The organism is Scytonema millei VB511283 (assembly GCF_000817735.3).
In the GTDB taxonomy this organism is placed as follows: Bacteria; Cyanobacteriota; Cyanobacteriia; order Cyanobacteriales; family Chroococcidiopsidaceae; genus Chroococcidiopsis; species Chroococcidiopsis millei_B.
The window spans coordinates 245196-259084 of the sequence record NZ_JTJC03000004.1; the positions used below are offsets into that span (position 1 = coordinate 245196).

Annotated in this window: 13 protein-coding genes and 2 tRNA genes; 7 read left to right on the forward strand and 8 right to left on the reverse strand. The window is 44.3% G+C overall.

Annotated features, from left to right (window positions below; genetic code table 11):
- The first annotated feature begins 10 nt into the window (after window positions 1-10).
- Window positions 11-2479 (forward strand): hybrid sensor histidine kinase/response regulator, encoded by a 2469-nt coding sequence (locus QH73_RS16140; protein ID WP_039717143.1) that lies wholly within the window; start codon window positions 11-13, stop codon window positions 2477-2479.
- The gene (locus QH73_RS16145) at window positions 2476-3657 is read left to right on the forward strand and encodes a response regulator (protein ID WP_165587720.1); all 1182 of its coding nucleotides are present in this window, start codon (window positions 2476-2478) and stop codon (window positions 3655-3657) included. Before QH73_RS16140 ends, QH73_RS16145 begins: the two co-directional genes overlap by 4 nt.
- A 504-nt stretch (window positions 3658-4161) precedes the next feature.
- On the opposite strand, the gene QH73_RS29405 is transcribed toward QH73_RS16145, so the two are convergent.
- Window positions 4162-4260, reverse strand: coding sequence for an IS1/IS1595 family N-terminal zinc-binding domain-containing protein (locus tag QH73_RS29405; protein WP_445263847.1), 99 nt, complete (start codon window positions 4258-4260; stop codon window positions 4162-4164).
- 75 nt (window positions 4261-4335) lie between these two features.
- Between QH73_RS29405 and QH73_RS16150 the strand changes: the two genes are divergently transcribed.
- The 3 genes from QH73_RS16150 to QH73_RS16160 all read left to right on the forward strand — a co-directional run bounded on the left by QH73_RS16150 (window position 4336) and on the right by QH73_RS16160 (window position 6571).
- Complete coding sequence (locus QH73_RS16150; RefSeq protein ID WP_039717142.1) at window positions 4336-5268, forward strand: hypothetical protein; 933 nt, start codon at window positions 4336-4338, stop codon at window positions 5266-5268.
- 330 nt (window positions 5269-5598) lie between these two features.
- The gene (locus tag QH73_RS16155) at window positions 5599-5892 is read left to right on the forward strand and encodes a Mo-dependent nitrogenase C-terminal domain-containing protein (protein WP_132867154.1); all 294 of its coding nucleotides are present in this window, start codon (window positions 5599-5601) and stop codon (window positions 5890-5892) included.
- A gap of 154 nt (window positions 5893-6046) precedes the next feature.
- Entirely contained in the window at window positions 6047-6571 is a 525-nt protein-coding gene (locus tag QH73_RS16160) for a DUF4242 domain-containing protein (protein WP_039717141.1), read from the forward strand.
- A gap of 324 nt (window positions 6572-6895) precedes the next feature.
- Here the strand turns inward: QH73_RS16160 and QH73_RS16165 are convergent.
- The 3 genes from QH73_RS16165 to QH73_RS16175 all read right to left on the reverse strand — a co-directional run bounded on the left by QH73_RS16165 (window position 6896) and on the right by QH73_RS16175 (window position 8938).
- Window positions 6896-6967: transfer RNA gene (locus QH73_RS16165), tRNA-Thr, on the reverse strand.
- 22 nt (window positions 6968-6989) lie between these two features.
- Window positions 6990-7071, reverse strand: a tRNA-Tyr gene (locus QH73_RS16170).
- Window positions 7072-7123: 52 nt separating this feature from the next.
- Window positions 7124-8938, reverse strand: a complete 1815-nt coding sequence (locus tag QH73_RS16175) for an ABC transporter ATP-binding protein (RefSeq protein WP_039717140.1) — start codon at window positions 8936-8938, stop codon at window positions 7124-7126.
- A gap of 258 nt (window positions 8939-9196) precedes the next feature.
- Between QH73_RS16175 and rbp the strand changes: the two genes are divergently transcribed.
- Together rbp and rpsU are read left to right on the forward strand one after the other, a co-directional pair.
- Window positions 9197-9514, forward strand: coding sequence for an RNA-binding regulator (gene rbp / locus QH73_RS16180; RefSeq protein WP_015155553.1), 318 nt, complete (start codon window positions 9197-9199; stop codon window positions 9512-9514).
- A 238-nt stretch (window positions 9515-9752) separates the two neighbouring features.
- Complete coding sequence (rpsU, locus tag QH73_RS16185; protein WP_015155552.1) at window positions 9753-9932, forward strand: 30S ribosomal protein S21; 180 nt, start codon at window positions 9753-9755, stop codon at window positions 9930-9932.
- Here the strand turns inward: rpsU and QH73_RS16190 are convergent.
- The 4 genes from QH73_RS16190 to QH73_RS16205 all read right to left on the reverse strand — a co-directional run bounded on the left by QH73_RS16190 (window position 9929) and on the right by QH73_RS16205 (window position 13254).
- On the reverse strand, window positions 9929-10726 hold the full coding sequence (locus QH73_RS16190) for a DUF6816 family protein (RefSeq protein WP_039717775.1): 798 nt from the start codon (window positions 10724-10726) through the stop codon (window positions 9929-9931). The genes rpsU and QH73_RS16190 overlap by 4 nt on opposite strands.
- Window positions 10727-10755: 29 nt before the next feature.
- On the reverse strand, window positions 10756-11163 hold the full coding sequence (locus QH73_RS16195) for a ChuX/HutX family heme-like substrate-binding protein (RefSeq protein WP_039717139.1): 408 nt from the start codon (window positions 11161-11163) through the stop codon (window positions 10756-10758).
- 30 nt (window positions 11164-11193) lie between these two features.
- The gene (locus QH73_RS16200) at window positions 11194-12045 is read right to left on the reverse strand and encodes an MFS transporter (protein WP_039717138.1); all 852 of its coding nucleotides are present in this window, start codon (window positions 12043-12045) and stop codon (window positions 11194-11196) included.
- Between the two features lie 69 nt (window positions 12046-12114).
- A complete protein-coding gene (locus QH73_RS16205) occupies window positions 12115-13254 on the reverse strand; it encodes a D-alanine--D-alanine ligase family protein (protein ID WP_039717137.1) in 1140 nt (379 codons plus the stop codon).
- Between the last annotated feature and the right edge of the window lie 635 nt (window positions 13255-13889).

Here is a 13889-nt window from a genome sequence, read left to right on the forward strand (position 1 = left end):
CCAACTTTCCATGAAGTCTTGGAATCAACACCTGACTGCTAAAGTCGCCAGTTCCTTCTTAGTTCTGTCGCTGGTGGCTGTTGGCGTGGTGGGAAGCGTTGCTTTCTTTAGTGCTAGAGAGGCTCTCAAGCAGGCTGCTTTCAATCGCCTCAGCGTTGCTGCTACCCTGAAAGAAGAAGAAATTGGGCGTTGGTTTGAAGACCAGCAACGAGATTTTCTCCTTGTAACTCAACATCCAGAACTACAAAGGAATATCAAGATATTACTAAGTGGCAAAACTGCCGATCCAAGTTATCTTGCCGCTAACAAAATTCTCTCCAATTATCTCATTAGTGTCAGCCAAACCAAGCCAGCCTTAAGAGAAATTTTCATCCTCGATCGCAGCAATCAGATCGTTCTATCAACTGACAAGCAGCGCGAAGGTGACTACGAAATTTTAGCTAACGTGACCTATTTTGAACGAGTTGAGGCAACAGCTACCTTTGACCCAATTTTCTACGTTTCACCCGTCACTGGTAAACCGTCAGTTACCTTAGCAACACCCCTACGTGATGCATCAGGAGTGCGCCAAGGTATCATTTTAGCTCACCTCAACTTAGACCGCATCGATCGGATCGTCCGAGAACGTACGGGCTTGGGTAATAGTGGCGAGACATACTTAGTCGGCTCTTTGGTCACAAAAAACGCTTTTATCTCCAAAGCAGATAAAACTGAAGCGCAGGAATTTCCCGAAGGAATTAGCAGCCAAGGCATTGATGCGGCAATGAGTGGTGTCAGCGGCTCTGGGCTGTATCGAAACTATGCCAAACTGCCAGTCATCGGTGTTTATCGCTGGCTGAACGAGCAAGATCTGGCTTTGTTAGTGGAGATGCAGCAAGAAGAAGCATTTGCCCCAGCTCGTCAATTAGCAGGAACAATCGTACTCGTAGGACTAGCATCGGTGGGTTGTCTCTCAATTGGAGTGTATTGGCTAACCCGACAGCTAAAAATTTCTCGCGAGCAGTTGGAGAATTACAGCCATAAATTGGAACAAAAAGCACAAGAAGCTGAAGCTGCCAACCTTGCCAAAAGCGAATTTTTAGCTAACATGAGTCACGAACTGCGGACTCCGCTCAATGCCATTCTTGGCTTCACCCAATTGATGAGCCGCGATCGCTCGCTCAATGCAGCACAGCTAGAAAATTTAGACACGATTAATCGCAGTGGCGAGCATTTGCTGACTTTAATCAACGATGTCCTGTCAATGGCTAAAATTGAGGCGGGGCGCACAATCCTCAATGAAAATAGCTTCGATCTCTACGAATTATTAGATTCCCTGGAAGAGATGTTACAGCTCAAAGCAGAAGCCAAGGGCTTACAGCTGATCTTTGAACGCACCCCTGAAGTTCCCCAATGCGTACGCGCAGACGAGAGTAAATTGCGCCAAGTCTTGATTAATCTTCTGGGTAACGCAATTAAATTTACTCAAGCAGGCGGAGCAATCTTGCGCGTGAGAACGAAGCAGGACAAGCAGGAAGTATCCCAGTTGCAACCTAATAACTGTATCCTACATTTTGAAGTCGAAGATACGGGTCCTGGCATTGCACCATCAGAGTTGGAAAGACTGTTTAAACCCTTTGTCCAAACGGAAGCAGGTCGAAAATCTCATGAAGGAACTGGTCTAGGTTTAACTATTAGCCAACAATTCGTGCGCTTAATGGGAGGAGAGATCGCAGTTAGCACGACTTTGGGTCATGGCACGATTTTTAGTTTTGAAATTCCGGTTAGCCCCACAGCAGTGGTGGAAGTGCCACCGCGACAGCACTATCGGCGAGTCATTGGACTCGCGCCCGACCAACCGAAGTATCGTATCTTGGTAGTTGAAGACAAATGGGAAAACCGCCAACTTCTAGTCAAGATGCTGGAATCAGTAGGCTTCGAGGTGCGCGAAGCCGAAAATGGTGAAGAAGGAGTGGCAATTTGGGAAACCTGGCAACCGCAGTTGATCTGGATGGATATGCGAATGCCAGTGATGGATGGCTATGAAGCAACTAGACAGATTAAAGCCCATCTAAAAGGTCATGCGACGATTATCATCGCTCTCACCGCTAGTGCCTTTGACGAGGAACGTGCTGTAGTTTTATCTGCTGGGTGTAATGATTTTGTCCGCAAGCCCTTGCGGGAAGAAGTGATCTGGGAAAAAATGATGCAGTATTTAGGGGTGCGTTATATCTATGAAGATACCCAGCAGGCAGCCATTCCCAGTCAGCAGGAAGAAAAAGAACCCTATACGCTGACAGCCCAAAGCTTGAGAGTCATGCCTCCTGAGTGGGTGGTAGAGCTACACCAAGCAGCACTGCGGACTGATGAGAAGCTGATTTTCGATCTTCTAGAACAAATTCCACAGGATTATACTCCTATGGCAACTGCTCTAGCCGATTTAGTAAATAACTTTCGTATTGATAAGATTATCGATCTAACGCAACTAGATTCAGCATGAATGACGATCGCGATCGGGAGCCTAAAGCGAATATTTTAGTAGTTGACGATAAGCCGGATAACTTACGACTTCTATCTGCGATGCTATCTCAGCTAGGGTATGAAGTCCGTAAAGTGATCGACGGAAAAACAGCCTTGATGACAGCGCAAGCTGCCCCGCCCGATCTAATTTTGCTTGACATCATGATGCCAAACATGAATGGTTATGAAGTCTGCCAACACCTGAAAGCTTCACCAACAACCCGCGATATTCCGGTAATTTTTATCAGCGCCCTAGATGAGGTGATCGATAAAGTTAAAGCTTTTGCAGTTGGGGGAGTTGATTACATCACGAAACCCTTCAGTGAAGAAGAAGTTTTTGCCCGCGTCGAGAATAATCTGACGCTGCGGCGGTTACAACAGCAGTTGACAGAGCAAAATGCTCGCCTGCAACAGGAAATTTGCGATCGCCAAAAGGCAGAGTCAGCACTGTGGCTGAGCCAGTTTTATTTAGATAAATCCAGAGATGCAATCTGTATCATTAATGCCGATGCACGGTTTGTCTATGTCAATGAAGCCGCCTGTCGCATCCTGGGATATTCCCGCGCCCAACTGCTAGATATGGCTGTTTGCGATGTCAATCCCAATTTTCCATCAACAATCTGGCAGTCACATTGGCAGGAAATTCGGCAGAAAGGTTCCTTCACCTTTGAATCGACCTCACGGACTAAAGATGGTCGGGACATCAGCGTGGAAATAACTGCTAATTATTTAGAGTTTAACGGTGAAGAGTACAACTGTGCGATCGTGCGCGATATCACTGCTCGCAAGCAGGTAGAAGCAGCGCTGATTAGCAGAGAAGCTAAGTTTCGCCATTTGTTCGAGTTTGCGCCCGTGGGGATATTTTCTATACGCCTTTTCGATGGTTCGCTGCTAGATGCTAATCAGCACTTTGGGCAAATACTCGGTTATCACGCTACAGATGCGATCGCCCAAAAATCCATAACCGATCTTTTGAGCGATCTGACTGCTCAACAGCAGATCTTGGCAGCAAAACAAGCGGCGGGAAAAGTTTGCCAGTGCCAAATCCAAATCCGCAAACAAGACAGCGCGATAATTTGGGTACTGTTAGCACTACGAATTGATGCCGCAGAAGATTGTTTGGTAGGCGCGATCGCTGAGATTGGCGATCGTCTTTAGATAATACTTCAAGGTAGAAGATTCGATCCCCCCAACCCCCCTTGTTAAGGGGGGCTATAAGAATGGCTTTTTTCCCGCTTTTGAAGGGGGATTAAGGGGGATCTCCAAGATCTATGCATCATAACCGAGAAGTCTTCGAGCTAATGCCTGTAGCGACAAAAGCAAATCAACCTGAGATTACCAGACATTTTAGCTAATAAAGGTTTTCTTTAGAATTTCAAGTTCCTTAGAGCCGCAACCACTTGTAGCTTTCCCGCTGTAGTAACCGAGCTGCAAGTATCGCTCAATCTCTCTATTTTCCTAAGATTAGGACTCAAGCAAGTCCAGAGATTTCCTGTAATGACAAATACAGCCTATCAAATTACATTAATGAACGAAAGGTATGCAGCAACAACTTTTAAAAAGGTAAGTTTGCAGTAGATAATTTGCAAGAGTATTCATGAGGGCGTGGGCGACAGCCCACACCCTCATCCCCAGAAATGAAAATCTATTTTCAAGTCAGTTCTAGCAATAAATATAAAACTCATGTGAGAGCTGACGATCGCACTGCTTGCATTGGTAACACTGCCTGCCTTGACGCTGCCCGTTCTTGACCGTAGCAATTGGAGTTGCAGTTAAGACATTTTATTTGTTCTAGCGAAATCATCATTACCCTTTCAGCAACGCCAGGAGTCGCAAATGCAAGTTGTCACACTACCTATAGAACCAAAATTCGATCCCAGCCAAGGTATCGCGCTCAAAGATCTAGCTCAGATTTGGCAATGGCAGTTGGCTTTTGACTATCCTAATTTCAGTACAGCTACCAAAGAGAGTATTGTCTGCTGGCTGCTGGGAAACCGTGCGGAATGCCTGAACTCAGAGCAGTTTAAACTCGCACAGCAAGGGATAGCATACCGCTACCGAATTTTGCAGAATCGTTACTTAGGACAATCGCCAGAACAGGGTTATCGCCGCCTCTTGACCCGCTTGGGTAGTTTAGTAGTGCTACAAAATAAAATCCGCATGACGATCGCGCTCGGTCGCGATCGCCGTTGTCAAATTAGCGAAGTATTACAAGAGTTTTTGCAAGATTTACTGCAACGCGATTGTTACCTACAACAGCAAATAGCCGCGATCGCTGAATGTACGGATGACCTTCGCTTGCGAAACGCCTTACTATTTACTGCGATCGAAGAATACTGTTTGCGACCAGTTCGCAATCAACCGCTGATCGTCTACCGCTTCATCAACTATATGCGTCGCTATGCACCAGGAGGAGTGACGCAAGTACCGAACAGTAGTGAGATTCGGATTGTTTTTGCTCAAATTCCTACTGAAGATAGCGATCGCAGTTTCAGCTTGCTGGATGTACGAGCGATCGGGCAATACAAGGAACAAGAAGAAGCAGCAGAGCAACAGAGCGAGCGAGATGAAGTCAAACAGCAGCTATCTCAATACCTAGACCAAAAATTGGGACATTCAGCTGTTCAATGGCTAAATTTGTACCTACAAGGACAATCGCAGCAAGCGATCGCTTCTCAGTTAAATTTGACCGCTAAAGATGTTTACCGCTTGCGAGAAAAAGTTTGCTATCACGCTACGAGACTTTTTCAAACAGGAAACAGAAAATAGGAGACAGAAGATTGGAGAATTCAGAATTAATGTTTGATTTTTGTAGGGATGTACAGTTGTGCGCCCCTACGACTCCTCTAGTTTATTACCTGAGATTACCAGAGATTTTAGTAGCAGATATTACTACCGAGCTTTGAGTTTCTTTAAACTAAGCGCGATCGCTTCTCAAAATTTTAGTTAGTCAACCTGTGTTTTTCTGAGCTTTATTTATGAAATTCCAGAGAATTCCTGTAATGACAAATACAAAGTTATAAATTAACTTAGTCAATAGAAGGATTGCTAAAAACTATAATAAATAATCGACTCGAAAATAATCAGAGGTAATAACAAATGTCTGGCTTTACTATCACCTTAACTCATTTCAAATTTAATCTATTGCGATCGTCATGCCAATGGCTTGACTCTATCGAAATTCATAATAGCAGTCTAGCTCGATTGGTGTGCATCACAATCCCTGCTCGTTGTCCTTTTGAACGGGAAATAAAACTTTTCGATCGCACTATTTTTCGGATTCCGCCTCTATGCAAATTGAACCCTTTCTACGAACAAATAATTGGTCTGCGCTTCAAGTGCTTGTCCTATCTGGCGGATAAATGTGGTGAAGATGTAGCCGTTTATTGTTAGTAAGTTCGAGCCTAGATGAAATATGCGGAAAGTTCTCTACATATTAATTAAACCGAAAGGATCGGGAAAAACTTATATCGGATGAAGAAATCCTTAAGGCGATCGAATTGTTACGACCTGCTGCCTCAATTTAAATCATCTCATCAAAGTTGTTATGTCGCTTGCGATCGTGGAAACCCTTGCAGACTCCCCTCTCACCCCAGAATCACCGACTGATACCGATCTTCGAGTCTTGGCTTGCTTGGCAGAACGCAATGTGACGTGGCGTTATTCGCTGCTGTCGCGCGATCGCCTGCGAGCGATCTGTACTTTTGATGCCCCCGATGTAGAATCTGTCCGAGAATCCTATCGCAAAGGTGGCGGCATATTTAGTCGGATCTGGGCTGGGGAATTGATTCAGCCACAGGACATTCAACCACGGCGCAATCCATCGATGCTCAAGGTGATTGAAAGCACCTATCCCCCGTTCGAGCAGGAGGAGTGGAACGAAGTCAGTAGTAGAACCTTAAGCTGTTACGCCCACCGAGGAATTGAGTGGGTGCGATCTTACCTGTCGCTCGATCGCACCCGCGTTATTTGCGAATTGAACGCACCTGATACCCAGTCCATTCGGGAAGCTCAGCACCGAGCTGGAGTTTCTTTCGACCGCGTTTGGTCGGCAACGATCGTCAAACCGTAAGAGCATGTCCTCTGGAAACACTATCATCCTACTCACCCCCACTGGCACTTGTTAACGATTACTGATACCAATTTACTCTTTGACTACGACAAAAGAGATCCCCCTAGCCCCTCCTTGATAAGGGGGGTTGGGGGGATCTTCTATAGCATAGTTTTAGTAAAATGGTATGACAGCAACGTACCATTCGTATCTGATTGTTATCTCAATTTTTGATATAAACAAGACCTAAAAAGCTCCAAACTAGCACCCTTATTGAGAATGAAATATGGCTGCTACAGTCTTCTGAAAACGCGAAAACCCTTTACTAGAAAGGGTTTCATCCAAAGCCCGTGATGAGGATTGAACTCATGACCTCACCCTTACCAAGGGTGTGCTCTACCACTGAGCTACACGGGCAAAGTTATTCTTTTTGTGGATATGGGCCGAGCTGGATTTGAACCAGCGTAGGCTTAGCCAACGGATTTACAGTCCGCCCCCATTAACCGCTCGGGCATCGACCCATTGAATCCACCGATTCACTATATTAACATGAACTATCTGAGGTGACAAGGCTTATGTGAGCAATTCTCCAGTTTCTTGCAAAGAATGCAGACGGTGGTAAATTCCGGCTTGGTTTAATAGCTCTGTGTGGCTGCCAACTTCCACAATCCTACCGCGATCGAGGACGACAATTTTATCGGCTTCCCGTACTGTGCTAAGGCGGTGGGCGATAATGATGGTGGTGCGAGTACCGAGAATGGAACGCATAGCTAGCTGAATCGATCGCTCTGATTCGTAATCTAGGCTAGAGGTAGCCTCGTCAAAAATTAGAATGTCTGGGTTTACTAACAATGCCCTCGCGATTCCCAATCGTTGTCTCTGTCCGCCAGACAAGCGCACGCCTCTCTCACCTACTACAGTAAAATAGCCTTCAGGTAATTGCGCGATGACTTCATCTAAACGGGCGATCGCACAAGCTTGTTCTACTTGCTCGAAAGTAGCACCACGATTGCCATAAATTAGGTTATCTAATAAACTACCATTGAATACATCCACCTCTTGATGCACGATCGCCAACCGTCTGCGGTAAGCTGCAATATCAAATTGCCGAATATCTCGCCCATCTAGCAAGATTTGTCCTGTATTTGGTTCAAAATAGCGATACAGTAATTTGACCAAAGTAGATTTGCCCGAACCCGATCGCCCTACTAATGCTACTGTTTGATAAGGTTCGATTAACAGATCGATCTCTGACAAGACTGGACGTTGCGGATCGTAACCAAAAGTAACGCTAGCTAACTCTAATTTGCCTGTAAAACGATATTGAGTTACATCAGATGAAGTCTCTAAACTGCCAGCATCTTTACCTACGGGGTGTTGCATAAACTCATGCAGTCGCATCATAGAGGCATACCGACGGGCAAAAATTTCGGCAAAGTTGCTAATCGGTTCTAACTCTGCATAAGCCATGCTAGAAACAGTCAAAGTTGTGATAAAATGCCCGAGCGAAATTTGCCCTTGAATTGTGGCTCTCAGAGTTAATCCCAATACGCCAAAAACGCACAATTGAATTACAGTTTTTTGCCAAGTTCCTAGTTTGACGTAACCTAAATGGATACGAAATAGTACGACTTTTAACTCGCGGTTGAGACGCTGGTGCTGACGTTTCAGTTCTAAGCCTTCTGTAGCAAAAGCTTTTACCGTTTTGATATTGGTGATAATTTCTGAAGTTCGACTTTCGGTATTTTCCATATACCTATCGAGTCGTTCTTCTTGTTTAATCAACCGTGTCAAATCCTTGAGGCTAAAGCCGAGAATGATGATAAATGAAATTAGAAATAAAACAGCAATGCGCCACTCAATAAACCAAATCACTACAAAAATTCCCAGAACGCGAAACAGTTTAGGAATTAACTGTCCGGCTATTTCTGGATACGTCCAAGTGTGATTGCTTAATCCTCTGGCTACTCGACCGGAGATTCTGCCAGGGTTGTTTACATCGTAAAATTCTAACGGCAGAGTCAGGATTTTAGCGATCGCTTTTCGCGTGTGATACTGACGCGATCGCAAGGCTATATCCCAGTGAAACCAACCGCTCAACCACATTTGCGTCGGACCTTTGCCCACAGTGACGACAAAAATCAAACTCATCAGTACGATTAAAGATAGGAACCGATCGCGTGGCAAATTAGTTAGTTGAGAAATGGCAACGATTGCTTCTTGAATGGGACGATCCAAGGGTTGGTTAGACAATACATTTAATATTTGTCCGATCGCATAAGGAACCACCAAATCGACAATCTCGAAAAAACAGGCTGCGGCAATGCTAAACAGGGCGATTGTCCGCCAGGGACGATAATACTTGAATAAGTCTTGAAATTTCGCCATAATGCCTGGGAGCCGAACTCTTTAGCACGGTGCTACTGGGAAACTTATACTACACTATACTACAAAAGTTAAGTTGTGGCGATCGATCGGTAATGTTATAGGTTTGTTAAGTCAAATTGAGACTTACTCGAAGTCAACATTGCTCCCAGTCAATATTGTGTTAGTCTACTAAAAGAAAAGTAGATTCGGTGGTAGTGTTTGTTCAATTATTCACAAGCGCCTCTCCGGAAGTACTTCGACAACACAGTGAGGGACGCAATGTCAGTATACGTAGGAAACTTGTCTTATCAAGTCGCAGAAGAAGAACTCAGCAAAGTATTTAGCGAATATGGCACCGTAAAGCGGGTGCAACTACCCACCGATAGAGAAACTGGTCGTCCGCGCGGCTTCGCTTTTGTAGAAATGGAAACAGAAGCGGCGGAAGCAGCAGCTATAGAAGCTTTAGACGGTGCTGAGTGGATGGGCAGAGAACTTAAGGTCAATAAGGCTAGACCGCGCGAAGAAAAGAGTCGTGGTGGTAGCTGGGGAAATAATCGCGGCGGTGGCGGCGGTGGTTACTCGCGCAATCGCTACTAAATTCCTTTGAGACGAAAGTAGACAGTTACAATTAGAGCAAAATTTCCAATTTCGATCGAATGCATTAGCATTTCCGACAGAACTTGCTACTGTAATTTAGCTGGATAGCTTGAAGTTCAATGTTAGTCTCGCACTCACTGTCAGGAGTGTACCAGTTTGAACGGGCAATTTAGCACAAACTCTTTCCATGAGGACGTGCAATTGCCCGATCGTCAACGCAAGTTTAGGAGGAGATACTATGACCCAAGTGGTTGTGGGTGAAAATGAAAATATAGAATCGGCATTACGTAGGTTTAAGCGTCAAGTCTCGAAGGCTGGGATTTTTCCAGATTTAAGACGACTGCGCCACTTTGAAACTCCAATTGAAAAGCGCAAGCGCAAAGCGATCGCCAGAAGACGTAAGAGAAGCCGCTTTTAAAGATCTGTTTGCGGGGAAAATTCCAAGCGGTAGCGATAGAGAGCAATGGGGCGATCGCCCGCTTTAAAGTAATCTGGATCTTGAGCAGATAAGTAAACAGCCGTAAACTGGTCGGCGACAATTTTAACAGCAGAATTGGGTACGTAGTGATATGCGGTTGTCGATTCTACTTGGTTGAAATAGGGACGCACCCTATTACCGCGAAATTGCTGCCCGAATACTTCTGTAGTAACATATCCATTTTCTGCTGTCGCTTCTGTAGTACGACCAGTTACAACTGAAATGAGTTGGCGATCGCCCTGTAATAAAGTAATCTGACGGTTAGGCGAGTCTGGATCGACTTTTACTGCTTTCACAGTGCGATCGCCTAAGTATGCTCTTGCTAGACTTAGACCATTAAAAGCTCGATCTGCTACCACAGCCGATTTTACCTTCACGGCCTGGGGAATTAACTTTAAGGGTTGTCCAATTAAGGGCTGTCCGAGTAAGTTTTGCTTGATAAATTTGACTTGAAACTGGACTGGTTGGTTCAAATAACGCCGATTACCTTCAAATCCAGGGGTAGTAATCTCTGGGGCTAAAGGAGCAACCAAATCAACTAAAGTACTTTTTACTATCCAAGTTCCTGCCATCCACTCTGGATAGACTAAATCGCCAGATGCAACCTGTACCGTAGGCTTATTATCCCACTTAGGAAAGGTTGCAATGCGATCGCTTAATTGTCCGGCATTAGCTTCACCTATCCAGAATAAGAATAAAATTAGAGTTAGGGATAGTAACCGAGTTTTTTTCACGAGAAAGTTTTTCAACCACAAAATTTCAATTACAAACTTTCAACTGGTACTGGTTCCCATACTTCACCATACTTTTCTCGCAGGGAATGCCAATTGTCTACCTGTCCGGGTTCGTATTCTCCTGGCTTACCCCATTGGAGAAATAAACTCAAAGCAGGCTGACTTTGTTTATCTAATAATCGAATTGCATATGTTGTAAAATTACCCCGCTTCGCTTCTCCAGTCTCGAACTTAACTTGCTGAATTTCATCCATATTCAAGTGAAATTCAAAGTCCTCGGCGTGCATATTTGCATATTTGCCTTTGGGTAATTCCGCATAGAACAGTTTTTGTATCTTACTGCGGACTTCTAAAACACCCGCGCTGCTAGTGACAATGATACGCAGGGTAGAGAGGCTTTCGCAGGCTTCCAAGAATTCTTTTAATGTTGCAGACATGAGGAGATCGAGGGCTAAGGCTGTTATTTGTCAAGTTCTAACAGTGTTGCTAGATTCTAACAGTGTTGCTAGAGAAAGTTGCTGACGCAGATCTAACATTTCTGCTAAAGATCTACCAAGAGGAGAGTATACATCATTTTCTGGTACTGAAGTCGATTCTGTTTCAGAATTGGAGATATCTTCTACTGGCGATGATTCCGATCTTTGGGTAAAAACGATATTTTCAAATATCAAACTCTTCTCTTCTGGTGTTAGTTCTAGCGTCTCTAAATAGTTTTCTTTCCCATCATCGAATGAATCTTCTTGTATTAAGATCGTAAATTCATCTGATTCTGAATGGATATTTAGCTCCGATTCTGTCTCCATAGAAGATTCTACCCAAGTCGGTTTCGGTTCTGAAAGTTTGAGGGAGGAAAGACTGAGAATTGATTCTCGCAATGGTGGAAATTGTTGCTGAGGAGAAGAGTGAAATTGTAAGAAAAATTGAGACAAGTCCGACGATGACTTAGACAAACGCTTGGCGATCGCAACTCCACCTATAGCAGCGCCTAGAGTCACTGCACCTAGCAACCACGAAGACAAAGAATTATCAGATGATGCAGGTTGAGTATTTGAAGTATTTGTAGTCACTACAGATGGCGTTCCTGTTTCTTCTTTCAAAACGCCAATTTGAAAGATACTTGCTATGGAAGAGTAAATCGCGAATAATAAAAAAGCACTAACTCCAAGCAAAACCAGCTTAGGATGGCGCTGAACTAGTTCTCGCAAAAAATAAGAATTAGCCACTTTTTTTCGCTCTTTTTGCTTTCTAACCCTTTCAGTCTCATCGTCTAAAGTAAGAGGCTTAGCAATAGTTTGTTGCGAACTGTTTTGTTGCTGCATGAGAAAAAAGTGAGTAGTGAGTGGGAAGTCAGAAGCCAGAAGTCAGAACTAACTGATAACTGATAACTGTTAACTGTTTCTTTCTAAGGCTAATTGAATTAATCGATCGACTAATTCTGGAAAGGGAATACCGCTTTTTTCCCACATCATGGGATACATACTAGTTGCAGTAAAACCAGGGATGGTATTAATTTCATTGATTAAGACTTCGCCGCTTTCGGTATAGAAAAAGTCTACTCTAGCCAAGCCAGCAGCATCGACAGCTGCGAAAGCTTCGAGAGACATTTGCTGAATTTGAGAGGCAATAGCTTCTGGAATGGCGGCGGGAATTATAATATCTGCCATCCCCGCACTGTATTTGGTTTCGTAATCGTAAAAATCGCTTTGGTAAGTAATTTCGCCCACTACTGAGGCTTTGGGTTCATCATTACCTAAAACCGCACATTCTAATTCTCTGGCGATCGCACCAGCTTCGACAATTATACGGCGATCGTAGCTAGCAGCATTATCGAGGGCTGTTTCTAATTCCGATCGCGATCGCGCTTTACTAATTCCGACTGAAGAACCCAAGTTAGCAGGTTTGACAAAACAGGGATAACCCACAGTTTCCTCAATGCGATCGCAAAGTTTGGGGAATACGCAAGGATTTGACCAGATTTGAGAACGATTGACGGCGACGTACTTCACCTGCGGTAATCCCGCTTGGGCAAATGCCATTTTCATCGCTATTTTATCCATTCCCAGTGCCGAACCCAAAACACCAGAACCGACAAAGGGAACTTGCATTAATTTCAGCAGTCCTTGTACCGTCCCATCTTCTCCGTTGGGTCCGTGTAAGATTGGAAACCAGACATCAACAGATGCAACTTGGGGTAAACCAGCTGGGATGCAATCGAGCATTTTTGCATCGTGAGAGTTGTCTAGTTGACTGCTATTTTTCACCTCCTCATCTTCCCATCCACCTAGCTGAGACTGAGAAGCAACAGAATCAGCCGACGTGAATACGGGAACCCCTGACTCCAGAACCTTGTGAGATGCTTGTCCTGCTAACCAGCGCCCGTCTTTTTGGATATAAAATGGCAGTAGCTCGTACTTATTTCGGTTTTCTCCCGTTGAGATGGCTTTAGCGATCGCCCTTGCCGAATTAATTGACACCTCATGTTCCCCCGATCGTCCACCGAATAACAGTCCTACCCTCATTTTTCTTATCCTCCCAGCCTCTAGACACTATTAATGCGCAATAGCCTATCACACTAAGTCGTAAGTCGTAAGTCGAAATTAAATTGATAACTGATAACTGATAACTGACAACTGACTACAGGTGTAAGCACGATCTGTGTCAGGCTTTTAAAATCTATACAGAACTTCACAACTTAGGAGAATGGCGTGGAATTGCGATCGCTTGGGACATCGGAGATTAAAATTACCCCACGGATCGTTTAGATGAGAATCCTGTGATGTGGAGTTTTGATGTTTAAATGGTTGACAGTTGACAGTTGACGGTTAGCCGTCAGCGTTACCTAATATTGCGAGAACTTGGAGAAATTTCACAACTTTTTAATTTTAGTAAATAGTGGGTTGTGGTAAGAAGATAGCAGTGCTAGTTTAGATGCATAGGACACAAACAAAAACAAACAAAAAACAAATCTATCGGGTAATGACCTAGTGTCCCCTGTCAAAAGCCCACTTGCGATCGCTCAAGCATAGACCAAGAGGCAAGTCACCCAAAGGTAAATAACCAAGAGGTGAAAGTAGCAAACCTATGGTCTGGAAAGACGCAACTATGCTAGAGATCCAAGAGTTGTTCACCTTAGTTGTTGTGCATTAAATTGAGTCTGCTTTGA